A 25,817-nucleotide genomic window follows, 5' to 3' on the forward strand; every position below is an offset into this window, starting at 1 on the left:
AGAAACTAAAAACATATTTGTGAGCTTTGCCTTTTGCGAAGCTCAAACAAGATTAAATGACTTGGTGTGAATACACATCAGTAGAATTGAAGGAATAACACAATGGCTAAACTCGATGCCTACTTTGGTGAATACGGTGGTCAATACGTACCGCAGATCCTAGTGCCAGCACTAGACCAACTTGAACAAGCATTTATCGATGCACAAGCCGATCCTGAGTTCCGCAGCGAATTCATGACGCTTCTTCAAGAGTACGCTGGTCGTCCAACGGCGCTAACACTAGCACGCAACCTAACAAAAGGTACAAAAACAAAACTGTACCTAAAGCGTGAAGATCTACTTCACGGCGGTGCTCACAAGACAAACCAAGTACTTGGCCAAGCATTGCTAGCAAAACGTATGGGCAAGCAGGAAATCATCGCTGAAACTGGCGCAGGCCAACACGGTGTGGCAACGGCTCTAGCGTGTGCTCTACTAGGTCTTAAGTGTCGTGTTTACATGGGTGCAAAAGACGTTGAACGTCAAAGCCCGAACGTGTTCCGTATGAAGCTAATGGGCGCAGAGGTTATCCCTGTTCATTCTGGCTCTTCAACGCTAAAAGATGCGTGTAACGAAGCACTACGTGACTGGTCTGCAACTTATGAAGACGCGCATTACCTATTGGGTACTGCAGCGGGTCCTCACCCATTCCCAACGATTGTTCGTGATTTCCAACGCATGATTGGTGAAGAAACGAAGAACCAAATTCTAGCTCGTGAAGGTCGCCTTCCTGATGCGGTTATCGCTTGTGTCGGCGGTGGTTCAAACGCTATCGGTATGTTCGCAGATTTCATTGAAGAAGAGTCTGTACGCCTAATCGGTGTAGAGCCTGCTGGTAAAGGTATTGATACCGACCAACACGGCGCACCACTTAAACACGGTAAAACAGGTATTTTCTTCGGTATGAAAGCACCACTGATGCAAGATGAGAACGGCCAAGTAGAAGAGTCTTACTCTGTATCTGCGGGTCTAGATTTCCCATCAGTGGGTCCTCAACACGCGCACCTAAATGCCATTGGCCGTGCTGAATACGACAACGTGACCGATGACGAAGCGCTAGAAGCGTTCCAATTGATTGCACGTAAAGAAGGTATTATCGCAGCGCTAGAGTCATCTCATGCTTTGGCTCATGCTGTTAAAATGGCTCATGACGACCCAGAGAAAGAACAGCTATTAGTCGTTAACTTATCTGGCCGTGGTGACAAAGACATTTTCTCTGTACACGACATTCTTAAAGAGAAAGGAGCATTATAATGGATCGCTATCAATCACTCTTCACTCGCTTAGCTGAAAAGAATCAGGGCGCATTCGTACCATTCGTAACAGTTGGCGATCCTAACCCTGAGCAATCGCTTAAGATCATGGAAACTTTGGTTGAAGCGGGTGCTGATGCACTTGAGCTTGGTATTCCATTCTCCGATCCGCTTGCAGATGGCCCGACAATCCAAGGCGCAAATATTCGCGCGTTAGATTCAAAAGTAACGCCAGATGTGTGTTTTGATCTTATTGGTCAAATTCGTGCTAAATACCCAGATCTGCCAATCGGCCTACTGATGTACGCAAACTTGGTGTACGCACGTGGTATCGAGAACTTCTACGAGCGTTGTGCGAATGCAGGTATCGATTCAGTATTGATTGCTGATGTACCAACCAACGAGAGTGGCGAGTTTGTTGCTGCAGCTAAGAAGTTTGGTATTCACCCAATCTTTATTGCTCCACCAACAGCAAGTGATGAGACGCTTCAATCGGTTTCTGAGCTAGGTGGTGGTTACACTTACCTACTTTCTCGTGCTGGCGTAACGGGTGCAGAAACCAAAGCAAACATGCCTGTGACAGCCCTACTTGACCGTTTGAACAAGTTTGATGCGCCACCAGCACTGCTTGGTTTCGGTATCTCTGCTCCTGAGCAAGTAAAAGAAGCCATCGAAGCTGGCGCTGCTGGTGCTATCTCTGGCTCTGCGGTTGTGAAAATCATTGAAAACAACGTTGAACAACCAGAAGCAATGCTTAAAGCACTTGCTGAGTTTGTTACGCCAATGAAAGCGGCAACGCAAAAATAATAAATAGGCTCCCACTAGTGCGATAATTTGCGCTGTGGGAGTTTTTCTCCGAGAACACGTCCAAACCCTCTCAATTGTTAAATTTCTGATAAAAACAACACCTCATACAAACCTGTAGCACATCTATAATACCTCACCAAAATATCACCACCATTTATAAAAATAATGACAAATCAAAAAGCAAACGTTTGCTTTAGTGTGAAAAATCATCAAATGACATTTGATTACTGCTTTTTGGTGTTCTTTCATCTCTGCTCATATTGATAAATGTAAAGGATACGTGTAAAACTTCTCGCGAAATATTAATCCAATGGTACATCGTACATTGGTGAGTAGTTCTGGGATTTTTATATTTAGTAGCACAGAGGTTATGGAAGTGTTAAAAGAAAAGAGTTTACTAAGCAACATCGGCGTTCAAGTCGTTATTGCAATGATCATCGGTACCCTAGTCGGTGCGATGATGGGTGACAGCGCAACTATGTTCGCTCCACTGGGTGCTATCTTCATCAATTTGATCAAGATGCTGGTTATCCCTCTAGTCGCGGTTGCCCTAATTTCAGGTGCTGCTGGTCTAGGCAACAGCTCATCAGCAGGTAAAGTGGGCGTGACCACTCTAGGTTACTTTGCACTAACGTCTGCACTTGCTGTAGCACTAGCGCTAGTAATGGGTGAAATATTCGAACCAGGTCGTGGTATCGATGTTTCTGGCGTTGAAGGCATGTTCTCTTCTGAATACGCTGCGAAAGGTGAACTTCCAACGTTCTGGGCAACCATCACAGGCATGATCCCGACCAACGTTTTCCAATCACTGAATGAAGCAAACATTCTGCAAATTCTAGTTTTCTGCTTATTCTTCGGTATTGCGATTTCTAAACAAGCGAAAGAGAAACGTGACCCTATCATCAATGGCGTAAACGCGATTGTTGACGCTATGGTTTGGATGATCAACAAGGTTATGATCATTGCACCACTAGGCGTATTCGGCCTAATGGCAGAAGCTGTGGGTACATTCGGCTTTGGCGCACTTATGGTTGTGTTCAAACTGTTCGTTGTCTACATCGCTGCGATTCTGATCTTCGGCTTTGTTGCTTACCCGCTAATGATTCAAATCTTCACTAAGACTTCTGCTAAGAAGTTCCTAGTGGCAATGAAGAAGCCTCAAGCGGTTGCACTATCAACAGCATCTTCAATGGCGACACTGCCAGTAACAATGGAAACGGTAGAGAAAGAACTTGGCGTTCGTAACTCTACGGCTTCATTCGTTCTGCCACTTGGTGCGACGATCAACATGTCTGGTAACGCAATTTACTATGGCCTAGTTGCTATCTTCTTCGCACAGCTGTTCAACATCGACCTGTCTATGGGTGCTTACGTTGCTATCATCGTAACGTCTACGCTTGGCGCAGTTGGTCAAGCGGGTGTGCCAGGTCCTTCTTTCCTAGTGGTTGCGGTTCTTCTAGCAGCTGGTATCCCTATCGAAGGTCTACCTCTGTTGTTCGCTTTAGACCGTATCTTCGACATGATTCGTACTGCTCTAAACATCACTGGTGATGCTGCATGTGCAGTTATCGTTGACTCTCTAATCGAAGACGAAGCGAAAGAAGCTGAGCTACAAAAACAGCAAGCATAATATTAAGCTTCAGTTTTGATTGATAAAAAAACCGCCTTCATACAGGCGGTTTTTTATTAGGAAATGATTAATATTGAGTCGGTAAACCTTACCCTTGTAAGACTAATTGATTAATCCAAACGCACGAGGCAGAGCCAAACTAATTTCAGGAATAAAAGTTATAGCCAACAGTGTGACGATCAGTACGGCACAAAACGGCATGATACTTCTTATAACATTCTCAATCTTAGAGCCACTGACACTACAACCCACAAATAGCGCCGTGCCAACGGGTGGCGTTGCAATACCAATACATAAGTTGAAGATAATCATCATCGCAAAGTGAATTGGATGCATGCCTAAGTGCTCAGCAATCGGCATAAAGATAGGGGTAAAGATCAATACGGCTGGCGTAAGGTCCATAAACATACCCACAATCAGTAGAATCAGGTTCATCAGAATAAAGATGATAATTGGATTGTCTGAAATAGAGAGCATCCAATCGCTGATCATGGTTGGTAGACCGGTAAACGCCATAGCCCATGACATGATGGTAGAAGCACCAATCAAAAACAGCATAATGCCAGTGACCTGAACGGTTTCTCTACAAATTATCGGGAAGTGTGCCCATTTGAGGGTTCGGTAACAGAGTGACAGTATAAAAGAGTAAAGAACCGCTATACATGCCCCTTCTGTTGCAGTGAAAACACCACCAATAATACCGCCAATAACCACTACAATAAGCCCTAAGCTGGGCGTTGCTTGCCAAACAATATTCAGCACATCTTTCGCTGTGAAGCCGTCATTGGCACTTGTTTTATAGCCTTTCTTTTTAGCGATGAAATAGGCGACGACCATACAACTTAAGCCCATTAGAATACCTGGGACATAACCTGCGATAAACAACGCCGCAACGGATGTTCCGCCCGATACTACTGAAAATACGATCAGTGAATTACTCGGCGGTATTAGTAAGCCTGCTGGGCAGGATGCAACGTTTACTGCTGTTGCTAAGTTTTTATCATAACCATCTTTTTCTAATTCAGGACCTAAGGTTTTACCAACCGCAGCCGCTGCTGCAACGGCTGATCCTGAAACCGCGCCAAACATCATATTGGCGAAGATGTTGACGTGAAAAAGTGAGCCCGGAATCCAACCAACCAAGAGCTTTGCAAGGTTGATGAGTCGACTCGCAATGCCACCCACATTCATTATATTCCCCGCGAGGATAAAGAAAGGGATAGCTAATAAACTGAAACTATCGATACCGGTAATGATTTTTTGACCCGCAGTAATACTCGCGACTTCAAACGGTAAGATGAAATACATGATGGTTAAAGATGACATGGCAATTGCAATCGCAATCGGCATGCTTATCGCGATCATGAATAAGAATAGGCCTAGCAGCCAAACACCAATGGACAAATCCATAATATAGAATCCTTTTAAAACTTACTTTTTGTTGGGTTCACAAAAAAGATCAAACGTATTCATGACCAAATAGATGAGGATAATAACGGCTGAAATCGGCAAGATTGAATACACTGTCGACATCGGTAATTGCAGTGCTGGAGAGAGTTGTTGTGTGGTTCTTCCCATTAAGGCGATGCCACCTTGAAGCATTGCCAGAAATACAAATGCGCCAGAAATGATATTGATGAGTAGATGTAATGCTATGTGCGCTTTACCCTTAAGATAACCATCCAATAACGTTATAGCTAAATGCCCTTTGATACCGAATAAGTAGCTTGCTCCTAATAATCCAAGCCATACCATCGCATAACGAGCAAGTTCATCAGTCCAGTTACTTGGGTCATTCAAAACATAGCGACTAAAAACCTGCCAAGTGACAGTAACGACAAGTAACATTAATGCAAAAGAAGAGACAAAAAGAATCAACCTATCAAGTAGGTTTCTGAAAGTTGCTAACATGGTGTGATACCTCAAAAAATTTTGCCTTAGCAAAGCCAAGGCAAAATTATATTTTCACTAAGACTGATTACAGAACTTCAATTTTTTCAATGAATGAAGCTAATTTAGGGTCTTTTTTGGCTTCATCAATCATAGGTTTAACAGCGGCACGGAACGGGGCTTTATCAACATCAACAAACGTTACGCCTGCTTTCATTCCTTTCTCTTTGTTCATTTCATCTGTTGCGTCCCAGATTTTGATCTGCTCTTCAAGAGACTCAGCTGCAGCTTCTTTTAAGATTTTTTGCTCGTTAGCCGTTAAAGTACCCCATTTGTATTCAGAAATGATGATCACGTCAGGCGTCATCATGTGCTGGTCCATAGAGTAAAATTTGGCAACTTCACTGTGTTTCATTTCAACTAAGCTAGAAATATTATTCTCAGCACCATCAATTACACCTTGTTGCAGAGCCGTGTATACCTCATTGAAAGGTACAGGCGTTGCTTTACCACCAAGTAAGTTAACCATTTCCATCATGGTTGGAGAACCAGGAACTCGAACTTTCATGCCAGCTAGATCTGCTGGTGAGTTGATGGCTTTCTTAGCGTAGAAGCTACGTGTGCCTGAATCATAGAATGTAAGACCGATGAAACCTTTACCTTCGCTTGAAAGCAGCATCTCTTGTGCAGCTTCACTTCGCATGAAGGTTCTCATATGTGGAACGTCACGGAATAAGAAAGGCAGTGCATTAACCTTAAACGTTGGTTCAAAAGATTCGGCTAACCCACCATTGATTTTGGCCATATCAATCGCGCCAGTAACAACTTGCTCCGCTTGGTCACGTTCAGAGCCTAATTGACCGTTTGGAAAGATCTTAATCGTAAGTTCACCATTCGATTTTTCTTTAACTTTATCAGCCATGATCACCATGCCTTGGTGAGCTGCGCTTTCTAATGACATTGCATGCCCTAACGTCAAAGTTTTTGCTTGAGCGCCAAATGCCATAAGAATTGAAGCCGCTGCAATCGTCAGTAGGTGTTTTTTCATGTTCTTCTCCAGAATCCATTTTGTAAGAGGTACAGTTTTTATATGCAACGCTATAGCTAAGTTTGAAATCTAACGTTCAATTGCACATCGCTCATAGCAGTAACGTTTCATTACAATATTCTTACCCTATGAATTTTGTATTACAATACTATATGTATATTTTGTGAACTAAGGTTTATCTATTGGCCTGAGAACCTAATTGATTGTGATACCAATCATATTTGGGACTAATTAGACCATTAATCAGTTCTACTTTGGATTTTTTTGTAATTTCGATTACTTTCAACTGCTTTAAGAACAATCTCTTAGTAAAAGAGTATCGATCTATTTATGTTATTTTAAGACATTAAATTCAGTTATGGAGCACGACAAAGAAGGTCTCCTCGATCGAAAACGCGAGTCGTGAACAGTGCTTTGTGAGGTGATGAAGGCAAGGTTTTCGGTTGGATTTAGGTAACAAGAATAGATAAAGGCAATATAGAGAAGCTTGAGAGGATGAATTGTTTGTAACAAAAATCCGAGAGCCTTACAGCCCTCGGATTTTTGTTTTTGGTGTTCTAATTTTTAGGCGTTAAACGAATTACAAATCAGCGCCATAGATATCAAACGTGAAGTACTTAGCGGCGATCTTGTCGTAAGTACCGTTTGCTCTGATCTCTTCAATCGCAGCATTGAATTGTTTCGCCAATTTTGAATCCTGCTTTCTTAATGCTAACGCCGTACCCTCACCGATGTAGGCTTTGTCGGTAACGGCTTTGCCTTTGAACTCAAAACCCTCGCCTTCTTTCTTATCTAAGAAAGCCAATGACAGTTGATCTGAGTTGCCGAAGGTTAGATCTAAGCGACCGTTTTGCAGATCCAGATACACTTCATCTTGCCCTGTGTAACGCTTAATGTTGGCAACACTACCAAACTTGTCGGTTACGTAGCGATCGTGAATCGTACCCTGCTGAACACCGATGGTTTTGCCCGTTAAGCCAGCCTCATCAACGCTGAACTCCGCGCTTTTAGCCGCAACAAACACGGCTGGAGTTTGGTAGTACTTATCAGTAAATAAGATTTTACGCTTACGCTCTTCGGTGATACGCATCGAAGCCATAATCACATCTGACTTTCTTGCCAACAAACTTGGAATTAGCGAGTCCCAGCTTTGTGAAACCCAAGTACAATCGAGTTTAGCTTGCTCACACAAAGCATCAGCTATCTCAATATCAAACCCGACAGGCACACCGTCGCTGTTTTTATAGTTGAATGGCGGATACGTAAAGTCCGACGCCAAACGGATTTCTTTCGCCTGTACCGTTGTACCAAGTAAAGCGGCCGCACAAGCGAGTCCTAGTATTATCTTTTTCATCATTGCCATCCTAGATATGATCTTTATCGAGTTGAGATTGAATTTCTTTATGTTTAGCTTGTTGAATTTGTTTGCCTTGTTGATTCTGTTCTAATTCGGTTTGGTAACGTGTAAGTGACGTTATCACTTCTAGCATGCTCTCTTGGCTACCAATACTGATTCGAACACAGTTACGCAAAGCCGGTTCATGGTTTTGGTTCCTTGTCACAATGCCGTCCTTCGCCAAGACACTGAACACTTGATGCCCAGCTTTTTGACGCAGCAAAATGAAGTTTGTCGATGAAGGGTAAACAGACTCGATGAAATCAAACTGCGTTAACTCACAAGCAAACCAGTTACGCAGCTCAACCAGATTCTGCGTCGCATCTTGCATCACTGAGACTCGTTCATCGGACAAAGCGTCGAGCACGATTTGAGATGAACAATCTGGCATCGGATAAGGTGGAATCAGCTTCGCGACATACTGCATCACATTTTGACTCGCTAAGATAAAACCACAACGAACTGCAGCCAGTCCAAATGCCTTAGACAAAGTGCGAATCACAACCAAGTGCGGATAACGCTCAATAAGGCTAACAGCTGACGTTTGTGGTTCAAATTCGATATACGCTTCATCGACGACCACTAGAGATTTTCCAGTCGTGCCTTCCAGTACCTGAATCAAATCCGATTTAGGAATCACATTGCCCGTTGGATTGTTTGGTGAGCAAAGAAACACGATATTCGCCAGTTCTGCCTTATTCACAATATCAGCGACGTTCAGGCTAAAGTCTTCCTGCAATGGAGAGTCCAAGGTATTAATCGCCAATGCATCAGCGCAAAACTCATACATCGCATACGTTGGAGAGCAGATAAGTATGTTGTCGCACGCCGGTTTACAGAATGTTCTGATCAGCAAATCAATCGCTTCATCTGCACCACGAACAGCAACAGTCGCAGTATCAGTACCACAGTAATCTTGGTAAGCCTTAGCAATATCTTGTGGTAAGAAGTCTGGGTATCGGTTGTGACTTGCTTCTCCTTGAAACAGCGAGCTTTCCAATTCATTGGCGTTTAGCCAGACACGTCCATCACCACCAATTCTTCTTGCCGATTGATAAGGTATTAATTTTTTTACAGCCTGAGGCACTAAGCTATCAATAAAAGATGTCAAGAAGCTATCCCTTTCACAAAATCACAATGTCTTCATCATTGCCTTCATATTCAAAAAATGTGACTTATACACATATCGAATCACAAATGATGATTAAGTATTTACATTCAAACAGAACACTATTGATAAATGAATCGAAATAATCACATAATAGCCATGATAAAAAGTCATAGGTAAAGATATGAATCGCACACTTCCTTCAACCAAAACCTTGCTCGCGTTTTTGTCTACGGCAAGGCACCTCAACTTTACACGCGCGGCACATGAGCTCAATGTTACGCAAGGTGCAGTGAGTCGTCAGGTATTGTCGTTTGAAGAAAGCCTTGGCTGTGATCTCTTCTATCGCCATGCTCGCGGATTGTCTTTAACGCCGAAAGGAGAAGAACTGGTTCCCCTGATACAAGGAACGATTCATCAGCTGCAATCGGCTCTAAATCAAGTGGCTAGCTCTCCGTCTAAGATCAAACTCAACGCACCGAGCTGTATTACCTCTTGGCTACTACCTAAGTTGATGTCTTTTCAGCAAGCCTATCCTGAAATTGATGTCGAACTGACGTCGACCATCAAGCACGTCTTCGAACCAAGCTTTGATCCGTTTGACGCCGTAATTACCTATGGTAAGAAGCCAAACCAACAATCGATTATCAGCCAATTATTGTTTAACGAGCAGCTAGCGCCCGTTTGCCAAGCACAAAGCATTACACAGAGCCATCTTGTCGACGACGCATCGACCATCATCAAGCCACACAAGCTTGCCCAATACACTTGGCTACACGCCAACAATGAGCAAAGTGATTGGCGACTTTGGTTAGAGCACATAGGCAGCCACGACCTTTCAAGCAAGAACAACCAACAATTCGCGACACTCGATCAAGCTATGAACGCCGCCATTCAAGGGTTTGGCATTGCCATAGGCGACATCACACTGGCCAAGCAAGATATTGATTTAGGTAGATTGGTAAAAGTGAGTGAAGGCAGTGTCTTTTCGGGAAATGGATACTTCCTATTACAACCCAAAAACCGTCAGAATGCCTCGCTATCAACCTTAGTCGATTGGCTAGTCGATTAACGGTTATCAAATTGCCAATTCAGGAGCCTAAAAGCTTCAGTAGATCGTCATAATGAGAATTTTACCATTCTCAAAATAAAACTATTTTCCGTCAGGCCCGTATTGGTGTTTAGAGAATAGAACGTACGTTCCTTTAACTAATTGAAAAGAAGTTCAATTCTATTTGATTGGGGAGACGCTCTATTCAATTGGAAAAAATGGCATTCGAATTGCTTTGTCATAGATAACCCAACCAATATACAGCAGGTTGCACCATTTGAACTGCAGCTTGTCACGGAGGATAGGCTATGACCTTACAAAGACATACGTATTACGGCTTGATTCACCATGGAATTAAAACCCTATTAATGGACAGAATTGGCCACTTCACAGAGCGTGAATATCACGAGTATCTCGACTTAACGACCGGTAAATCGACATGTTTTGCCATGAGTGAGCAAGAGCTCGAAAACACCTTAGACAGCTTAAAGAGCGAAGGTTACCTTGAAGATATCAAAAAGCTGATACCTCGCTATCAAACCTCGTCAATGCGATAACCTGCTTCAACTCTTTAAACACGATGAGTGGTTAGATTGAATTAATTGGCACCCAATTGTCTCGAGCTATTTAGCATCGAGACAGTTTTCGTTAGACTGTCAGCAACTCAACTAACTGGATAGTCAGTGTCTCATGAAACAAATTCTTGATTTCATTCCTCTCATTATTTTCTTTGCGCTTTATAAGATGTACGACATCTATACCGCGACCGGCGCTTTGATCGTTGCCTCTGCAGTTCAAATTATTTTGACTTATTTCATCTACAAGAAAGTCGAAAAAATGCAGGTCATCACCTTTCTAATGGTTGCCGTATTTGGTGGCATGACCATCTTCTTGCACGACGACAACTTCATTAAATGGAAAGTCACCATCGTTTACGCACTGTTTGCGATTGGCCTGACGGTCAGTCACATCATGGGCAAATCAGCGATTAAAGGTATGTTAGGCAAAGAGATCACACTGCCTGATTCGGTATGGGGCAAGATCAACTGGGCATGGACGCTGTTCTTTACCCTATGTGCCGTTCTCAACGTTTACGTTGCTTTCAGCCTACCGTTGGATGTTTGGGTCAACTTCAAAGTGTTTGGTCTACTCATCGCGACCTTGCTCTTCACCTTGCTCACTGGTGTTTATATCTATAAGCATCTACCAAAAGACCAGCAGAAAGAGTTAACGGATAAAAATACCGACGAGAAATAGCCCTTAGGGATGAGTCCTCATACCCTATTTGATACAATTATTATCAATATGCGATTGGCCAATGATACTCGTGATCATTGGCCGCTGATTATTTGTGTTCGGTGAAGACGTTAAAAATTAGACCACCACGAGTCTCGTAAACACATCTATTTTTATATAAAACAATCAATACCATTAAGAGTACGACAATGACTATTCAATCAACTTTGAACCCGATTGGTTCTTTACTTCTTCGCACATTAGCGATGCCTTCTGATACAAATGCAGCAGGCCAGATTTTCGGTGGTTGGATAATGTCACAGCTTGACCTTGCTGGTGGCATACTGGCAAAAGAGATATCTAACGGCAAGATAGTCACGGTTTCAGTATCGAGTATCGAGTTCAAACAGCCGGTTTCAGTGGGTGATGTTGTGTGTGTTTATGGTGACTGCACTAAGATTGGTCGCAGCTCGATGAATATCGACCTAGAAGTCTGGGTTAAGCCTGTACTTGATCACGGTATCGGCGACCGCTACAAGGTTTGTGGCGCGACATTCAACTACGTTGCGGTTGATGAAAGTGGTAAGCCTCGCCCAATCAACAAATAACACCTTTTATTAAGCGTGTGGCACCGATGGTCTTTAGTTTTTATAAATGAAATTACTAGGGCGTATTGACCTTTCGAGCTGACTTTTGCAGCGAATTGCTGGGTATTTATACAAGGCAGAGGCTTTGATGTGTAGCTAGCCTCCATAAGAAGCCGATAACGTAGTAGAAATGACCAGCAAACGCTGCCCGAAGGGTTCAGCTAAAAGCGTTTTACTCTTTGTTGAGGGAGATTTGCTTAGAATGACTAGGCTACTTCCCCCTCGCTGCGATTAAAACGCTTTTGACTAGGCGTCCCCACCCGAACAAAATTTAACCACGAAAGGTCAACACGCCCTAACGACCATACAACTCTCTCGCACCAATTCACAATTTCTTATCATTAGCCCTTCCAATACCAATTAGTTCGCGTAAATTAGCAAGATAGCGAATTTAAACGCCCCAAATTTAGAGAAGTAAAATAAGGATATCTCAATATGTGGTACGTGATTTTTTCTCAAGACGTCGAAAATTCATTAGAAAAACGCCTAAGTGTTCGCCCACAACATCTAGAACGCCTACAAACACTTCACGATGAAGGCCGACTGTTAACAGCAGGTCCAATGCCAGCGATTGATTCAGATAACCCTGGCGAAGCAGGCTTTACAGGTTCAACTGTGATTGCTGAATTTAACTCTTTGGAAGATGCACAAGCATGGGCAGACGCTGACCCGTACATTGATGCTGGCGTTTACCAAAATGTGATTGTAAAACCATTCAAGAAAGTATTTTAACGTGAAAAAATGGATTATTGGCTCACTGGCTTTAGCTCTGCTTGCAGGCTGTGCTTCAAGTGAGCAAGACGAACAAAGACAGCTAGAGATGATGGCGCAGCACCGAGCTGGCGTTTTATCTGCAGGCCTGCCGATTGAGTATGGCCCACTGTCGGTCATGCGCGTGCTAGCAAAAAACACGGTTATCGAAATCATGATGATCTACAACCAAGATGCAAAAGGTGCTAAGCCTTTAAACCAAGTTGTAGACATGAGTGTGAATAGCTACTGCACCAACTCTGAAGTGAGAGCAAACCTTGATATGGGCTTGGCTTACAACATCAAGATTCGCAACACTCGCGGACAACTGATGGTTGAGAAGTTGATCAGCAAAGAGACGTGTCAGAGCAGCAGCTAGATTCTAGCTCGAGATTCGAACAAGTATAAAACCAGAAGGCCTCGCAAATGCGAGGCCTTTGTTTTATGAAGCAATCAAAATCCTAAGCTGAATTATGCCTCGGTTGATTCCCACTCTTTACGCAGTGCTTTAGTTGCCGAAACTAAGTTAGTCAGCGCCGCTTCCGTCTCTGCCCAGTTCCGTGTCTTCAGCCCACAATCAGGGTTTGCCCACAAACGTTCCGCTGGAATTTTCTCTGCCGCTTTCTTAAGTAAATCAACAATCCACTCTTCTGACGGGATGTTTGGTGAGTGAATGTCATAAACGCCAGGTCCAATCGCATTCGGGTAGTTGAACTCTTCAAATGCTTTCAGCAGTTCCATGTTCGAGCGAGAAGTCTCAATGGTAATCACATCGGCATCTAGCGCGGCTACTGAATCAATGATCTCGTTGAACTCGCTGTAACACATGTGGGTATGAATCTGAGTTTCTGGTTTAGCACTTGCCGCTGAGATCTTAAAGGCATCGACCGCCCACTCTAGGTATTCTGCGTGGTCGCGCTTTTTCAATGGCAGACCTTCACGAATCGCTGGTTCATCGATTTGGATAATGTTGATGCCCGCGTCTTGCAAATCAGACACTTCATCTCGCAGCGCAAATGCCAATTGATTAGTGATCTCTTTGCGTGAAATGTCTTCACGTGGGAATGTCCAACATAAGATAGTGACTGGGCCTGTCAGCATCCCTTTCATCTGCTTCGAGGTCAGAGATTGGGCATAGGTCGACCATTCTACGGTCATCGGCTTCTCACGCTCTATATCCGCGACCACAATCGCCGGCTTCACGCAGCGTGAGCCATAGCTTTGTACCCAACCAAACTTAGTGGTTTGAAAGCCTGCTAGGTTTTCTGCAAAGTACTCCACCATATCATTACGTTCCGCTTCACCATGAACCAACACATCCAAATCTAGCGCTTCTTGGCGTTTCACCGCATCCGCAATATGGCCTTTCAATGCAGTGTTATATTCCGCTTCACTCAGTTTGCCAGTGCGGTAAGCGCTACGTTGAACACGGATCTCGCCTGTCTGTGGGAATGAACCAATGGTTGTGGTTGGTAACAGCGGTAAGCCTAACACCTCAGACTGGTGCGCGGCACGTTCTGCATAAGGAGCACTACGCTCTGCTAATGCTTTGGTAATCGTGCTAAGACGAGCCTGTACTTGAGGCTTGTTCACATGAGTCGAGCTCTTACGTGCAACAATAGGTTGGCTATACGTCTCACACGCTAATATGGCATTTTGATCGCCGTCAAGCGCAGCACCCAATAAGCTAACTTCCGTGACTTTCTGTTTCGCGAAAGCAAACCAGCTTTTCACTTCATCGCTAAGTGAATCTTCTAACTCTAAGTCAACTGGGCTGTGCAGCAGCGAACATGAACTTGCGACCCAAAGCTTATCGTCTAACTTCTCTTTCACTGGTTGCAGTTTCGCTAGCTGAGTAGCCAAGTCTGCTCGCCAAACATTGCGCCCGTTGATGACACCTGCAGACAGCACCCACTCTTCAGGTAGTTTACTCACGACTTCATCGAGTTGTTGTGGCGCAGCAGCCAAATCGATGTGTAAACCATTGACGGGCAGTTCTATGATTTTATCTAACGTGTCAGTCACCGAATCAAAGTAAGTGGTAAGCAGCAGTTTTACATCGCCTTGAATCACTTGATAAGCCAACTTGAATGAATCAGCCCAACGTTTTTCAAGTTCCAGAGAAAGGATAGGCTCATCGATTTGCACCCACTCAACACCTAACTTGGAAAGTTTAGCCAAAATCGCTTGGTAGGCAGTAAGCAGGCGTGGAAGCAAGCTTAGGCGATCAAAGCCCTCTTCCACTTCTTTGCCTAGGTACAAGTAAGACAGCGGGCCAAGAAGGACTGGCTTAACCTTATGCCCAGCTTGAATAGCTTCATTCACTTCATCAAACAGTTGCGGCCAGCTCACGTCAAACGAATCATCTTTACTGAATTCGGGCACAATGTAGTGGTAGTTAGTGTTGAACCACTTGGTCATGTCAGATGCAGCTGCACCGTCTTGAACACTTTCTGAACCATGTTTCCCGCCACAACAAGTTGGCTGCTTTTGAGATTGTATTTGAGTTTGTGATTGCCCGCGACCAACACGGAACAAGGTATCTAAGTCTGGGAAGGCTTTCTCTTCTTCAGAGCCACCAGCGTGACGCTCAGGTACATGACCTAGAAGTAACGTCGTTGTTAGAACATGGTCGTACCATGCGAAGTCACCCGCAGTTGCAAAGCTTAGATTCGCCTTAGCTTGTACATTCCAGTTACGATTTCTTAGTTCGCTACCGAGTTGCTTTAAATCTGATTGGTTAATCTCACCGCGCCAGTATTTTTCTAAAGTGAATTTGAGTTCGCGTTTTTCGCCGATACGTGGGTAGCCTAAAATATGCGTTGTCGTAGTCATGAACCTGTTCCTTATTCAATAATTTTTAGTGTTCGATCAAACTGCCTAGCTTATGGTTTAAGTTCTTTATAAGGCGTCTGGATGGCTAAACTATCTCCCTAATCTGAACGATGAACAACGTCCAAATATTCATCTTGTTTATTAAAAATATTCATCTTGAATAATCTAAAGCTGAAAAAATTAAATCCATCTGGACATCTAGACGTTTACAAATGAAAGAAAACCCCGTAGGGTGATTATTAAGAAATATTGAATTGGCTTAGGGAATATGAGGAAAACTCATGATAGAGCTTAAACACCTTCGAACATTGACTACCTTAAGAGACAGCGGCTCGCTAACAGCGACGGCAACTTCTCTTCACTTGACTCAGTCGGCGCTTTCTCACCAACTGAAAGACCTTGAGGCGCGTATCGGTGGTCAGCTTTTCCTACGTAAAACTAGACCAGTTAAGTTCACCTCTGAAGGTGAGATTTTGCTTAGGCTTGCCGATGAGATACAGCCAAGAATAGCTAAAGCGGAGAACGAACTCGCGAGCCTGAAAGAGGATGTGAATGGTCGTTTGCACATGGCGATTGAATGTCACTCATGCTTCCAATGGTTAATGCCTGCTTTGAAGGAATATCAAGTGGCTTGGCCAAGCGTAACGCTAGATTTCTCGTCAGGCTTTGGGTTTGAGCCGCTACCCGCGCTAATGGCAGGCGAGCTAGATTTGGTGATCACCTCTGATATACAGCCTCGCTCTGAGGTTCACTACGAACCACTCTTTGATTTTGAGATGCGTTTGATCACCGCAATCAACTCACCTTTGGCAGAAAAAGCGAGCATTGAACCGCAAGATCTTAGCGATCTCACCATGCTCACCTACCCTGTTCAAAAACAGCGTTTAGATGTCGTGAAGCACTTTTTACAGCCTGCGGGTGTAGAACCTAAAAAGTGGAAACAAGCGGACAACACGTTAATGCTAGTTCAAATGGTATCAGCAGGTTTGGGAGTAGCGGCTCTACCAAACTGGGCGATCAGTGAATTCTCAAGACAAGGGCTGATTGCCAGCAAGCCATTAGGCAAAGGACTATCAAGAAGACTGTTCGCAGCGGTAAGAAACTCTGAGAAAGATAAACGTTACCTGCAAGCTTTCTTTAGCACGGCAAGACAGCAAAGTAAGAGTCACTTAGATGGCATAGAGGTCGTTTAAAGATGATTTATGGCTAAGTTAAGCTCGATCGATTCGTCAGAAACAAAAAAGTCACAGATAATCTGTGACTTTTTTTCTCTCAACACCCACAACACGCGATGCATGTCATTTTCGATAAAAAATGCGCTAATCTTTAGCTTATCTCGAGTAAGACTTAAACTGGTTAGTCAATGGATCGTATTGATAGCCAAGCATATCGAGCTTGCCCACAACACTTTCTGTATCCATTTCATACATGCTGATCAGCTCTTCAAAGCTATCGCATTCTAGGCGAAGTTTTTCATTAACGATTCCTAGCAAAATAATGCTATCGAAACCTTTGACGTTGCTTAAATCCATCTCGTACTCCTTACGAACACACTGACTAGAGTTAAGTTTAGAACGCTTACCAACGTCACGCTAAAAAACTGATCACACTTCTTAAAGAGAATACGTGATTAATGAGCGTACGTAATTAATGAAAGTGCGTGATTAAAGCGCCCAAACTGGCGTTAAACCCACAACGGCCACCAATAACATCAACAACGAAATACTCAGTTGAAGCTTTTCAGGCGTTCTTGCGAACAGTAAATGCCAACACCACACCACGATTGAGGAGATCAACAAAGCAAAACTAAATAGCAAAGTGGAAATCACAGGTTCTAATTGAGCTTCAGACAAAGAGTAAACACTCACGACGGTCGCCAGTACTACCAACATACCGGTTAGCACGCCCACAACAGGAAGCACTCGATGAAATGCCTGCAACCGTGTCCTTGCAATCGTCAGTAGTAGATGGCCAAACGCTGCTCCTAACAGTACCACTAGCAGCAAAGTAGTAATGATACCAACAGCGGTTGCTTGCTCAGTCGCTTGTATAGCAACATATGACAACGCTAAACCACAGGCCAAGTACATCACCCAGATAGGACCAGAATCGCGAGTCTTCTTGGTTTGAACTTGAGAATAGAAATAAAAGATCGCGAACACGACAAGAAACGCTTCAATTCTTAATGAAGCAACAGCAAGCCAAAGCACGCCAATCGCAGGTAACATCTTGTGAATACGACCACGTTGTCCCGGGCAAATATCCCCTTTTACCAAGATGAGGGTTAAGATCAGTTGGGCTCCTAATAGCATGGGAGCAAATTGTACTAATAATGATTCGACCATTGTGGATCTACTTCTTCAGACTTATTTTCGCGAATAATATCAAAAACTGCTGCGAACACTAATCAAAATCACAAATTAGCGACGTTATTCAAGGCTTCAACTATGCTGTTGTATGGTTCTTTTGTCAGCATTATCTGCAAAATGGCGAAAGACATCAGAACTAACAGGGGCATGTTCTACTGGCTAGTCTAGGCTCATGCCGCTATAATTCCCGCCTCAAAAATCAGAGGTTGAAATATGTACAGCGATATCACTCCTATTCACGAACACAAAAAATACTGGGCCGAGTGCTACGGAACTGCACCCTTTTTGCCTACCAGTAGAAAGGAGATGGATGCTCTTGGATGGGATAGCTGTGACATTATTATTGTAACTGGTGACGCTTATGTCGATCACCCGAGCTTTGGTATGGCTATCATCGGCCGTCTGCTTGAAGCTCAAGGTTTCCGCGTGGGCATTATTGCTCAACCAAAGTGGGACAATAAAGATGCCTTCATGAAGCTAGGTAAACCTAACCTATTCTTCGGCATCACAGCGGGTAACATGGACTCCATGATCAACCGCTACACCTCTGATCGCAAATTACGTCACGATGATGCTTATACTCCGAACAATGAAGGTGGCAAGCGCCCTGATCGTGCAACTCTGGTTTATTCTCAACGTTGTCGTGAAGCTTACAAAGGCACGCCAATCGTGCTTGGTGGTATTGAAGCGAGCTTACGTCGTGTAGCTCACTACGACTACTGGTCAGATAAAGTTCGCCGCTCTGTATTGTTTGATGCAAAAGCTGACATTCTTCTTTTTGGTAACGCTGAGCGTGCATTGGTTGAAGTAGCACACCGCATTGCCGATGGTGAAGACATGTCTACGCTGACCAATATCCGCGGTACTGCTATCAATCTTCCTGCGGCCCCTGAAGGCTTCAAGATCATTGACTCTTCTCGTATCGAAAAGCCAAATAAAGCTTACGTACCAGTAAACCCGTACGAAGTGGAAACGCAATGTGATACTAAGAAAGATGAGAAAGAAGAAGTCAAAGCACAGCCAATTACTGTTCGCCCTTCTCGTCACGATGCGAAAACAACAGCGGTTCGTATACCTGCGTTCGAAAAGCTTAACAACGACCGTATTCTTTACGCTCACGCAAGCCGTATCTTACACCTAGAGACAAACCCGTACTCAGGCCGTGCTCTGATTCAACGTCACGGTGATCGCGAACTTTGGGTTAACCAAGCACCCATTCCATTGACGACAGAAGAGATGGACTACGTGTTTGGCCTTGCTTATAAGCGTGTTCCGCACCCTATGTACGGCAAAGCGAAAATCCCTGCATACGACATGATCAAAACCTCGGTTAACATCATGCGTGGTTGTTTTGGTGGTTGTTCTTTCTGTTCAATCACAGAGCACGAAGGTCGTATCATTCAGAACCGTTCGAAAGAATCTATCCTGGATGAAATCGAAGACATTAAAGATAAAGTACCAGGCTTTACAGGCACTATCTCTGACTTGGGCGGCCCTACGGCGAACATGTACCGTTTAGGTTGTTCAGATCCAAAGGCTGAAATTAACTGTCGTCGTCCATCATGTGTGTTCCCGAAAATCTGTGAAAAGCTAAACACAGACCATCAACACACCATTGACCTGTACCGCTCTGCGAGAAAAGTGCCGGGTGTTAAGAAGATCATGATCGCTTCTGGTGTACGTTACGACTTAGCGATTGAATCTCCAGAATACGTTCGTGAGCTTGTGACTCACCACGTTGGTGGTTACTTGAAGATTGCTCCAGAGCATACTGAAAAAGGCCCACTGGATCTGATGATGAAGCCGGGCATGGGCACTTACGATCGTTTCAAAGAGATGTTCGAGAAGTACAGCGCTGAAGCCGGTAAGAAACAGTACTTAATTCCTTACTTTATATCTGCTCACCCGGGCACAGAAGATGAAGACATGCTTAACCTTGCAATGTGGCTGAAAAAGCACAACTACGAGTGTGACCAAGTACAGAACTTCTACCCATCGCCAATGTGTAATGCAACGTCGATGTACTACTCAGAGACTAACCCTCTGAAACGCGTGAAATATAAGAAGCGTGAAGATGTTCCTGTGCCGAAAGGTGATCGTCAACGTCGTCTGCATAAAGCACTGCTTCGTTACCACGATCCTGAAAACTGGAAAATCATCCGTGAAGCACTGATCAGCATGGGTAAACAGCACCTAATTGGTGACAAAGCAAACTGCCTAGTACCAGCAGAAGACTTTGATGCACAAACACCGGCACAACGTCGTAAGTCTGGTCGTCACGGTTCACAACGCTTTGCGACTAAGCACAGTAAATCTCAGCCAGGTCTTGGTGGCGAAAGCCCACGTAACCACTCTGGTAAGAAACCGGGTAGCAAGAAGCCGAATGGTAACGGCAACGGTAGCCAAGGTAATGCTAACCAAGGTGGCGGTAATGGCAATGCTCGTAAACCAGCGACTGGCTTCATTAAGAAAGGTCCTGGTGGTCAGCAATCACAAGGTAATGGCGGCGGAAATGGCAAACCAAACCGTAACAAAGCGGGCAATGGTCAAGGTGGCAAACCTGCAAGTAACGGCAAGAACCGCCAGCGCGCAGCACAACGCTAATATCGCGAACTGATTGACTTCGCTATCGTAAAAACACAAAGCGCAGCTATTTAGCTGCGCTTTTTTGTGTCTGTTACAAGATAGCCTAACGAGCAAACACCCAATACTGACTAAGCAAATAGTTACTGACCATGCCCACCAAGATGCCAACCGCCATTGCGATAAACACTGCCCCAGTAAATGCAGGCAGCAATTCAGTCATCAACTTAAAGCACAGCAAATTAGGTATCGCCGATATTGATGCAGAGAACATGAACTTTTGCCATTGAATCAGCTTTTCGGACCAATTCCCCTGCCCTTTGAGCTCAAAGGTCAACACTCGATTTCCAAACCAAGTTGTCGTTGCAGCTACGATGAAAGAACCAATTCGAGCACTCATCAAAGGCAGTCCAATAACGTAATGCAGCAATGCAAACACGGCACAATCGACAACAAAGCCACCCGCCCCCACCATAGCGAATTTAATCATCTTATGGTGAGGTTGTAGTTTTTTGTTTAGCGCGTCGAACTTGTGGCTAAACAGTCTCGATGACGAGTTAAAATTGAACATCGCCATCACTTCGAATATGGCTCAACGATAGATTTGGTTTGATATTTTGGCTATGACAACTAAATAGAGCGCGCTTGATCTTCACCGTCGGTTCTAAAATACAGGTTAACGCGTTGTCTTTAATCTTGGTTTCTACTTCCGCTCTTTTACCAATCAGATAGAACTTGTCGATACCATCTAACTGTTCAACATCGAGTAACTTTTTCGCTTGTCCATGACTGTAAAACTGCCCGGAGAACGGTCGTTTACCGACATAAAAGCTCGGCGCTTCATCCGTAATCTGTTCGAAGATAATACGGTCACTTTTCTCATTCGCTTTGCCTAAGTTGAGGTAGACCATTGCAATCATTAGCAACACAGGTAGCACTAAAGCCACACTCGAGAACCACTTCTTATCTTTTTCTACTACAAGCATTGCCACCAACAAGCCAAGGGCTGGAATACCCGGTAGGACGTAAGCTGGAAGAATATTACCCGCCATAGTGAAAAGAATTAGAGGAGAGACCAACCAACACACAAGGAATGAAAACAACCCACTATGTTCAGCGTTAACTTCTGCGATTTTCTTACGACGGGCGAAAGTCAAAATAGGCAACACAATCGACCACGGCGCAGCCGCTTGAATCCAGAAAATCCAAATCATGCCTCTTGCTTGGTCATGGGCAGAACCGTATAAATCGCCCTCCCAACCACTCACAACAAAACGCTTAAAGTGCTCGCCAACAATAAAGTAATCAATAAAACCCGGTGTTGCCATTTCAGCCATGATGTACCACGGCAAAGCAATCGCTAGCATCACGCCTAAGCCTGACAACAGTGGAAAGCGTTGCCATAACACTTTAAAAGCGCCAAAAAATCCATGTTGCAATACTAACCAAGGGAAAACGGCGATACCCATAATCACAATCGCTACCGGCCCTTTTGCCAGCAAGCCTAGTGCTAAGCCAATGAAACCGACATAGCCCCAAGACCGATTAGTCTTCGCGCTCCCTTCTCCCTTCGAACCCTCTCCTCCTAACCAACATAGGTAGAAACCTAACATGGCTATGGTCATCGCTAACGTTAATGCCATGTCAGTCATAACAGCACCCGCCGCGATAGAGAAAATCCCACATGTCGCCAATACCACGGCCGCCACCAAGGCACTTTGTCCGGTGCGCTTAGCCATGTACGCAACCAACAAAATCGTCGCAAAACCTGCTAACCAGTGTGGCGCACGCACAGCAAACTCACTCAAACCAAACAGCTCAATGCCAATCGCGCTCATCCAGGTAAACATCGGAGGCTTACCCCAGAAAGGGATGCCGTAATCAAATTGAGGGGTTAACCAATTGCCGGTTTCTACCATCAAGCGAGCCATCTCACCGTAGCGCGCTTCCGTAGTGTCCATTAAAGGGTATGTCGCCAGAGATAAGAGCCTTAGAACCAATGCAAAAGCCAACAAATACCATAGGTGCGTTCGGTTCAGGCTCATGCTGACTCCTCTAATTTAAAATGTGTTTTTAATGCTGGGGTATCGACCACCGATTGAATCAGATACAAAGGGCGGTTCTTGGTTTCAATGAAAATACGACCTATGTATTCCCCCATTAAACCAATACTCAGAAGTTGAATGCCGCCAAGGGCAAGTTGAACCACCATCATGGATGGGTAGCCAGTAATAGGCTCACCAAACATCATGGTTTTGAACACGATGAAGACGCCATACACAAAAGCGGTAAGCGCCACTAATCCACCAACGGCCGTCGCAATACGCAGTGGGCGGATAGAAAATGATGTGATGCCATCCATCGCCAATCCGATGAGTTTCAGGTAGTTCCATTTCGTCTCGCCACAGAAGCGAGCATCGCGCTTAAACTGAATCGTTGCTTGTCTAAAACCTGGCCATGAAAAGATGCCTTTCATGTAACGGTTACGTTCAGGCAGTTGGTTGATATGGTCGACAACCTCTCGGCTTAACAGTCGGAAATCACCGACATTTTCTGGAACATCGATCTTCGCTGCCACGTTCATGACTTTGTAAAAGCTTGCTGCTGAAAACTTCTTAAACCACGTTTCACCATCACGCTGGCTGCGCTGCATATTCACAACGTCATAGCCTTCGCGCCACTTGGCAACCATTTGTGGGATCAGCTCCGGCGGATCTTGCAGGTCTGCGTCTAACAAGATCACCGCTTGTCCTCGGCAATGCTCAAGACCAGCACTCATGGCTGACTCTTTACCAAAGTTACGGCTTAAACCAATCACAGAAATTGAGCTATTGATTGAAGTGAATGAACTCACCAAGTCCAAGCTGTTGTCTTTGCTGCCATCGTCGACATAAACAATCTCACTCGTGATCGGTAAGCTATCAAGCACCTTGGTAAGGCGAGAGTGGAACTCTTCCAATACCTCTTGTTCATCGTAAAAAGGCACAATGATAGACAAAGAGACCGCAGGATTGATCTGCGATGTAGATATCTTAGGGCGGCTAATATGAAGTTCAGACATAATACGTTCTTCTATTTTTTAATCTGAAGCCAATCTACCCTCCCATAAGTGAAAGTTATGTTATTGACATATTTTTCACGCTCACTCAGGATAATGTTACTGTCTATTTCTGTATGAGAATCAAAATGAAACGAGTTCTATTAGTCGAAGATAACCGTGAAATTGCAGGTGTCTTGTTTGATTATTTTGAGTGTATTGGCATGGAACTCGATTACGCAGACAACGGTGAACTTGGCCTACAACTCGCGTTGGAAAACTCATTTGATATCATCATATTGGATCTAATGTTACCGAGAATGGACGGCCTAACGGTTTGTAATAAACTGCGAGACCAAGGTAACGCGACACCTATTTTGATGCTGACCGCCTTAGATAGCCGAGAAGATATGCTGAAAGGCTTTGAACACGGTGCCGATGATTACCTCACCAAGCCATTTGATTTGGATATTCTAGAAGCAAGAATGAACGCGTTAGTCCGTCGTTACCGCGGAAAAGTCGCCTCTTCAAAACTTCAGTTCGATGAACTCACCATCGACCAAAAAACCCGTAAAGCTTACCGCCAAGATAAACTACTAGCGCTCAACCCAACCACTTACACCATACTTGAGATGCTGTGCCAAAGCGCACCTGAAGTAGTCACTCGTGAAGCTATTTCCTACAAGTTATGGGAAGAAAACGAACCCAACAATGATGTGTTGCGCAGTCACATTTATCAGTTACGTAATCAACTCGACAAGCCTTTCGACACTCAGATGTTAATTACGGTGCCTAAAGTTGGCTTCCGATTGGAGCCATCGAATTGATTTCAAATGTTCTTACAAGCACAAAAACCCTAACGGGCCGCTTAGCGGTTTTCTTTGGGTTAATGGCCGTAATTGTGTCGGCATTTGTCTATGTGGTATTTATCACAGCCCTGTACTTGTCGGAAGACCGCGTGGGTGAAAGACGCATCCTAATTGACCGCAACTATGCAGTCGGGTTATTCCAGTCAGGTGAAAGTGGAGAGCTTCGTATTGATGACCTGACTATCGCTTACAACGATCTTTCCTATCTACCGAAAAAGTATTTAAAGTATATTGAAGGCAAAGAAAATTTCATTGGTGAGGTCGGTGAAGATCCAGAATCTCGCATGGTCTATGTAGGCGAGTATACTCATGAAGGTAGAACTCACCCTATTGTTCTGCTTTCTGAAATAGACCGTGTCGAGCTTAGTGTCTTTGAGCTCGTTTATGCCACCACATTTGTATTAGCCCTTCTCTCTATTCTAATATTCAGCTTCGGAGCTCTGCTCTATCGGTTGTCTAAACGGCTGATTGAGCCCTTCAACTCCCTGTCTGAACAGCTTGAATCCAATAAGCTCAATCTAAACGAAGAATTTGGAGTGAATGACGATGCGGCGGTGGAGTTTCGTCAGTTGACGGATCAACTCAATCAATACAGAAGAGAAATCAATTCTCTAGTAAAACGCGAGCAAGCTTTCGCACGCTACTCAAGTCATGAACTAAGAACTCCGTTGACTGTTGCTCGTGGTGCCAACAAACTGTTACTGAGAAGCGAAACAACCGAATTTCAATCTCGTCAGGTTGAACGTATTGATGAAGCCATTGTTCAAATGTCTGAAATGGTCGATGCACTGCTTGGTTTAGTTCGTTATGAAAGAAACAGTGACGATGCACCGCTGCGCTTGTTTAGTCAGCAAGAGTTAGAAGCTATCGTTTCCAAGAATTCATTACAGGCGGATGAGAAGCAAGTCGAGATATCCTTACACATTCAATCAGAGCCGACCATTCAAGCCACCAGCGCGATCATGAATATGTTGGTCGGCAATTTATTGAGGAATGCCATTGCAGCGACCAATAGTGGCACCGTAACGGTCACTCTGTCCCAAGAGAGTGTTGTGATTGAAGATCAAGGCGAAGGCCTACAAGAACAGTACAATCCGAATGGGCATGGATTGGGTTTATTGATTGTCGAGGACTTATGTCAACGCTTCCAATGGGGCTTTGAATTGGTCAATCGCAGTTGTGGTGGATGTACCGCTAAAATCACCTTTCAAACCGATCTATCCTCATCAATCCCAGAGCAAATGAATTCGTAGTTCACGGCTCAATATC

24 protein-coding genes are annotated in these 25,817 nt (G+C 44.3%); 13 read left to right on the top strand and 11 right to left on the bottom strand.

What is annotated here, in order from left to right; all coding sequences use genetic code 11:
* Window positions 1-102: 102 nt before the first annotated feature.
* The 3 genes from trpB (at window position 103) to F0229_RS00330 (ending at window position 3,729) form a co-directional block, all read left to right on the top strand.
* Entirely contained in the window at window positions 103-1,293 is a 1,191-nt protein-coding gene (trpB, locus tag F0229_RS00320) for a tryptophan synthase subunit beta (protein ID WP_017067402.1), read from the top strand.
* On the top strand, window positions 1,293-2,099 hold the full coding sequence (gene trpA, locus F0229_RS00325; protein ID WP_017069986.1) for a tryptophan synthase subunit alpha: 807 nt from the start codon (window positions 1,293-1,295) through the stop codon (window positions 2,097-2,099). The genes trpB and trpA overlap by 1 nt, the downstream gene beginning before the upstream one ends.
* A 310-nt stretch (window positions 2,100-2,409) precedes the next feature.
* On the top strand, window positions 2,410-3,729 hold the full coding sequence (locus tag F0229_RS00330; RefSeq protein WP_321163247.1) for a dicarboxylate/amino acid:cation symporter: 1,320 nt from the start codon (window positions 2,410-2,412) through the stop codon (window positions 3,727-3,729).
* Window positions 3,730-3,831: 102 nt separating this feature from the next.
* On the opposite strand, the gene F0229_RS00335 is transcribed toward F0229_RS00330, so the two are convergent.
* The 5 genes from F0229_RS00335 to hisC all read right to left on the bottom strand — a co-directional run bounded on the left by F0229_RS00335 (window position 3,832) and on the right by hisC (window position 9,174).
* Complete coding sequence (locus tag F0229_RS00335; RefSeq protein WP_017083908.1) at window positions 3,832-5,139, bottom strand: TRAP transporter large permease; 1,308 nt, start codon at window positions 5,137-5,139, stop codon at window positions 3,832-3,834.
* 21 nt (window positions 5,140-5,160) lie between these two features.
* The gene (locus tag F0229_RS00340; RefSeq protein ID WP_017061503.1) at window positions 5,161-5,640 is read right to left on the bottom strand and encodes a TRAP transporter small permease; all 480 of its coding nucleotides are present in this window, start codon (window positions 5,638-5,640) and stop codon (window positions 5,161-5,163) included.
* Between the two features lie 67 nt (window positions 5,641-5,707).
* Window positions 5,708-6,667, bottom strand: coding sequence for a TRAP transporter substrate-binding protein (locus F0229_RS00345; RefSeq protein ID WP_017061504.1), 960 nt, complete (start codon window positions 6,665-6,667; stop codon window positions 5,708-5,710).
* A gap of 580 nt (window positions 6,668-7,247) precedes the next feature.
* Complete coding sequence (locus tag F0229_RS00350) at window positions 7,248-8,021, bottom strand: ABC transporter substrate-binding protein (RefSeq protein WP_032555229.1); 774 nt, start codon at window positions 8,019-8,021, stop codon at window positions 7,248-7,250.
* A gap of 10 nt (window positions 8,022-8,031) precedes the next feature.
* Window positions 8,032-9,174 carry a histidinol-phosphate transaminase gene (gene hisC / locus F0229_RS00355; RefSeq protein WP_171732024.1) on the bottom strand — a complete coding sequence of 381 codons (1,143 nt, stop codon included), beginning with the start codon at window positions 9,172-9,174 and terminating at the stop codon, window positions 8,032-8,034.
* Window positions 9,175-9,355: 181 nt separating this feature from the next.
* On the opposite strand from hisC, the gene F0229_RS00360 reads away from it, so the two are divergent.
* The 6 genes from F0229_RS00360 (at window position 9,356) to F0229_RS00385 (ending at window position 13,234) form a co-directional block, all read left to right on the top strand.
* Window positions 9,356-10,243, top strand: coding sequence for a LysR substrate-binding domain-containing protein (locus tag F0229_RS00360; protein WP_171732025.1), 888 nt, complete (start codon window positions 9,356-9,358; stop codon window positions 10,241-10,243).
* A gap of 287 nt (window positions 10,244-10,530) precedes the next feature.
* Window positions 10,531-10,779 (top strand): hypothetical protein, encoded by a 249-nt coding sequence (locus F0229_RS00365; protein ID WP_017069991.1) that lies wholly within the window; start codon window positions 10,531-10,533, stop codon window positions 10,777-10,779.
* A 133-nt stretch (window positions 10,780-10,912) separates the two neighbouring features.
* The gene (locus tag F0229_RS00370; protein WP_017061509.1) at window positions 10,913-11,479 is read left to right on the top strand and encodes a septation protein A; all 567 of its coding nucleotides are present in this window, start codon (window positions 10,913-10,915) and stop codon (window positions 11,477-11,479) included.
* A 188-nt stretch (window positions 11,480-11,667) separates the two neighbouring features.
* Window positions 11,668-12,066: an acyl-CoA thioester hydrolase YciA gene (gene yciA / locus F0229_RS00375; RefSeq protein ID WP_017061510.1), complete on the top strand. Its 399-nt coding sequence runs from the start codon at window positions 11,668-11,670 to the stop codon at window positions 12,064-12,066.
* A gap of 474 nt (window positions 12,067-12,540) precedes the next feature.
* Window positions 12,541-12,837 carry a YciI family protein gene (locus tag F0229_RS00380; protein ID WP_004741234.1) on the top strand — a complete coding sequence of 99 codons (297 nt, stop codon included), beginning with the start codon at window positions 12,541-12,543 and terminating at the stop codon, window positions 12,835-12,837.
* 1 nt (window position 12,838) lies between these two features.
* Window positions 12,839-13,234 carry a GspS/AspS pilotin family protein gene (locus tag F0229_RS00385; RefSeq protein WP_017062026.1) on the top strand — a complete coding sequence of 132 codons (396 nt, stop codon included), beginning with the start codon at window positions 12,839-12,841 and terminating at the stop codon, window positions 13,232-13,234.
* A 92-nt stretch (window positions 13,235-13,326) separates the two neighbouring features.
* On the opposite strand, the gene metE is transcribed toward F0229_RS00385, so the two are convergent.
* Entirely contained in the window at window positions 13,327-15,690 is a 2,364-nt protein-coding gene (metE, locus tag F0229_RS00390) for a 5-methyltetrahydropteroyltriglutamate--homocysteine S-methyltransferase (protein WP_171732026.1), read from the bottom strand.
* Between the two features lie 281 nt (window positions 15,691-15,971).
* On the opposite strand from metE, the gene F0229_RS00395 reads away from it, so the two are divergent.
* Window positions 15,972-16,883, top strand: coding sequence for a LysR substrate-binding domain-containing protein (locus F0229_RS00395; protein ID WP_010437993.1), 912 nt, complete (start codon window positions 15,972-15,974; stop codon window positions 16,881-16,883).
* A gap of 138 nt (window positions 16,884-17,021) precedes the next feature.
* On the opposite strand, the gene F0229_RS00400 is transcribed toward F0229_RS00395, so the two are convergent.
* Together F0229_RS00400 and F0229_RS00405 are read right to left on the bottom strand one after the other, a co-directional pair.
* Window positions 17,022-17,222: a DUF4250 domain-containing protein gene (locus F0229_RS00400; protein WP_010437991.1), complete on the bottom strand. Its 201-nt coding sequence runs from the start codon at window positions 17,220-17,222 to the stop codon at window positions 17,022-17,024.
* 132 nt (window positions 17,223-17,354) lie between these two features.
* Window positions 17,355-18,035 (bottom strand): hypothetical protein, encoded by a 681-nt coding sequence (locus tag F0229_RS00405; RefSeq protein ID WP_171732027.1) that lies wholly within the window; start codon window positions 18,033-18,035, stop codon window positions 17,355-17,357.
* A gap of 237 nt (window positions 18,036-18,272) precedes the next feature.
* On the opposite strand from F0229_RS00405, the gene F0229_RS00410 reads away from it, so the two are divergent.
* Complete coding sequence (locus F0229_RS00410) at window positions 18,273-20,663, top strand: YgiQ family radical SAM protein (protein WP_171732028.1); 2,391 nt, start codon at window positions 18,273-18,275, stop codon at window positions 20,661-20,663.
* A gap of 85 nt (window positions 20,664-20,748) precedes the next feature.
* Here the strand turns inward: F0229_RS00410 and F0229_RS00415 are convergent, their stop codons facing one another.
* From F0229_RS00415 to F0229_RS00425, 3 genes are read right to left on the bottom strand one after another with little or no spacing between them, the layout of a single operon-like run.
* Window positions 20,749-21,213 carry a GtrA family protein gene (locus tag F0229_RS00415; protein ID WP_171732029.1) on the bottom strand — a complete coding sequence of 155 codons (465 nt, stop codon included), beginning with the start codon at window positions 21,211-21,213 and terminating at the stop codon, window positions 20,749-20,751.
* On the bottom strand, window positions 21,200-22,687 hold the full coding sequence (locus F0229_RS00420; RefSeq protein ID WP_171732030.1) for a glycosyltransferase family 39 protein: 1,488 nt from the start codon (window positions 22,685-22,687) through the stop codon (window positions 21,200-21,202). Before F0229_RS00420 ends, F0229_RS00415 begins: the two co-directional genes overlap by 14 nt.
* Complete coding sequence (locus tag F0229_RS00425) at window positions 22,684-23,703, bottom strand: glycosyltransferase family 2 protein (RefSeq protein ID WP_017062033.1); 1,020 nt, start codon at window positions 23,701-23,703, stop codon at window positions 22,684-22,686. The genes F0229_RS00420 and F0229_RS00425 overlap by 4 nt, the downstream gene beginning before the upstream one ends.
* 125 nt (window positions 23,704-23,828) lie before the next feature.
* On the opposite strand from F0229_RS00425, the gene F0229_RS00430 reads away from it, so the two are divergent.
* Window positions 23,829-24,506: a response regulator transcription factor gene (locus F0229_RS00430; protein ID WP_017062034.1), complete on the top strand. Its 678-nt coding sequence runs from the start codon at window positions 23,829-23,831 to the stop codon at window positions 24,504-24,506.
* On the top strand, window positions 24,503-25,801 hold the full coding sequence (locus F0229_RS00435) for a HAMP domain-containing sensor histidine kinase (protein ID WP_171732031.1): 1,299 nt from the start codon (window positions 24,503-24,505) through the stop codon (window positions 25,799-25,801). The genes F0229_RS00430 and F0229_RS00435 overlap by 4 nt, the downstream gene beginning before the upstream one ends.
* Window positions 25,802-25,817: the final 16 nt, after the last annotated feature.

Origin of the sequence: Vibrio sp. AIC-3 (genome assembly GCF_013114515.1) — a bacterium.
Lineage (GTDB): Bacteria > Pseudomonadota > Gammaproteobacteria > Enterobacterales > Vibrionaceae > Vibrio > Vibrio crassostreae_C.

Excerpts from the sequence above, each read along its gene's own strand:
- trpB (WP_017067402.1), top strand. The coding sequence starts at position 103 with ATGGCTAAACTCGATGCCTACTTTGGTGAATACGGTGGTCAATACGTA.
- trpA (WP_017069986.1), top strand. The coding sequence starts at position 1,293 with ATGGATCGCTATCAATCACTCTTCACTCGCTTAGCTGAAAAGAATCAG.
- F0229_RS00330 (WP_321163247.1), top strand. The coding sequence starts at position 2,410 with ATGGTACATCGTACATTGGTGAGTAGTTCTGGGATTTTTATATTTAGT.
- F0229_RS00335 (WP_017083908.1), bottom strand. The coding sequence starts at position 5,139 with ATGGATTTGTCCATTGGTGTTTGGCTGCTAGGCCTATTCTTATTCATG.
- F0229_RS00340 (WP_017061503.1), bottom strand. The coding sequence starts at position 5,640 with ATGTTAGCAACTTTCAGAAACCTACTTGATAGGTTGATTCTTTTTGTC.
- F0229_RS00345 (WP_017061504.1), bottom strand. The coding sequence starts at position 6,667 with ATGAAAAAACACCTACTGACGATTGCAGCGGCTTCAATTCTTATGGCA.
- F0229_RS00350 (WP_032555229.1), bottom strand. The coding sequence starts at position 8,021 with ATGAAAAAGATAATACTAGGACTCGCTTGTGCGGCCGCTTTACTTGGT.
- F0229_RS00360 (WP_171732025.1), top strand. The coding sequence starts at position 9,356 with ATGAATCGCACACTTCCTTCAACCAAAACCTTGCTCGCGTTTTTGTCT.
- F0229_RS00365 (WP_017069991.1), top strand. The coding sequence starts at position 10,531 with ATGACCTTACAAAGACATACGTATTACGGCTTGATTCACCATGGAATT.
- F0229_RS00370 (WP_017061509.1), top strand. The coding sequence starts at position 10,913 with ATGAAACAAATTCTTGATTTCATTCCTCTCATTATTTTCTTTGCGCTT.
- yciA (WP_017061510.1), top strand. The coding sequence starts at position 11,668 with ATGACTATTCAATCAACTTTGAACCCGATTGGTTCTTTACTTCTTCGC.
- F0229_RS00380 (WP_004741234.1), top strand. The coding sequence starts at position 12,541 with ATGTGGTACGTGATTTTTTCTCAAGACGTCGAAAATTCATTAGAAAAA.
- metE (WP_171732026.1), bottom strand. The coding sequence starts at position 15,690 with ATGACTACGACAACGCATATTTTAGGCTACCCACGTATCGGCGAAAAA.
- F0229_RS00395 (WP_010437993.1), top strand. The coding sequence starts at position 15,972 with ATGATAGAGCTTAAACACCTTCGAACATTGACTACCTTAAGAGACAGC.
- F0229_RS00400 (WP_010437991.1), bottom strand. The coding sequence starts at position 17,222 with ATGGATTTAAGCAACGTCAAAGGTTTCGATAGCATTATTTTGCTAGGA.
- F0229_RS00405 (WP_171732027.1), bottom strand. The coding sequence starts at position 18,035 with ATGGTCGAATCATTATTAGTACAATTTGCTCCCATGCTATTAGGAGCC.
- F0229_RS00410 (WP_171732028.1), top strand. The coding sequence starts at position 18,273 with ATGTACAGCGATATCACTCCTATTCACGAACACAAAAAATACTGGGCC.
- F0229_RS00415 (WP_171732029.1), bottom strand. The coding sequence starts at position 21,213 with ATGTTCAATTTTAACTCGTCATCGAGACTGTTTAGCCACAAGTTCGAC.
- F0229_RS00420 (WP_171732030.1), bottom strand. The coding sequence starts at position 22,687 with ATGAGCCTGAACCGAACGCACCTATGGTATTTGTTGGCTTTTGCATTG.
- F0229_RS00425 (WP_017062033.1), bottom strand. The coding sequence starts at position 23,703 with ATGTCTGAACTTCATATTAGCCGCCCTAAGATATCTACATCGCAGATC.
- F0229_RS00430 (WP_017062034.1), top strand. The coding sequence starts at position 23,829 with ATGAAACGAGTTCTATTAGTCGAAGATAACCGTGAAATTGCAGGTGTC.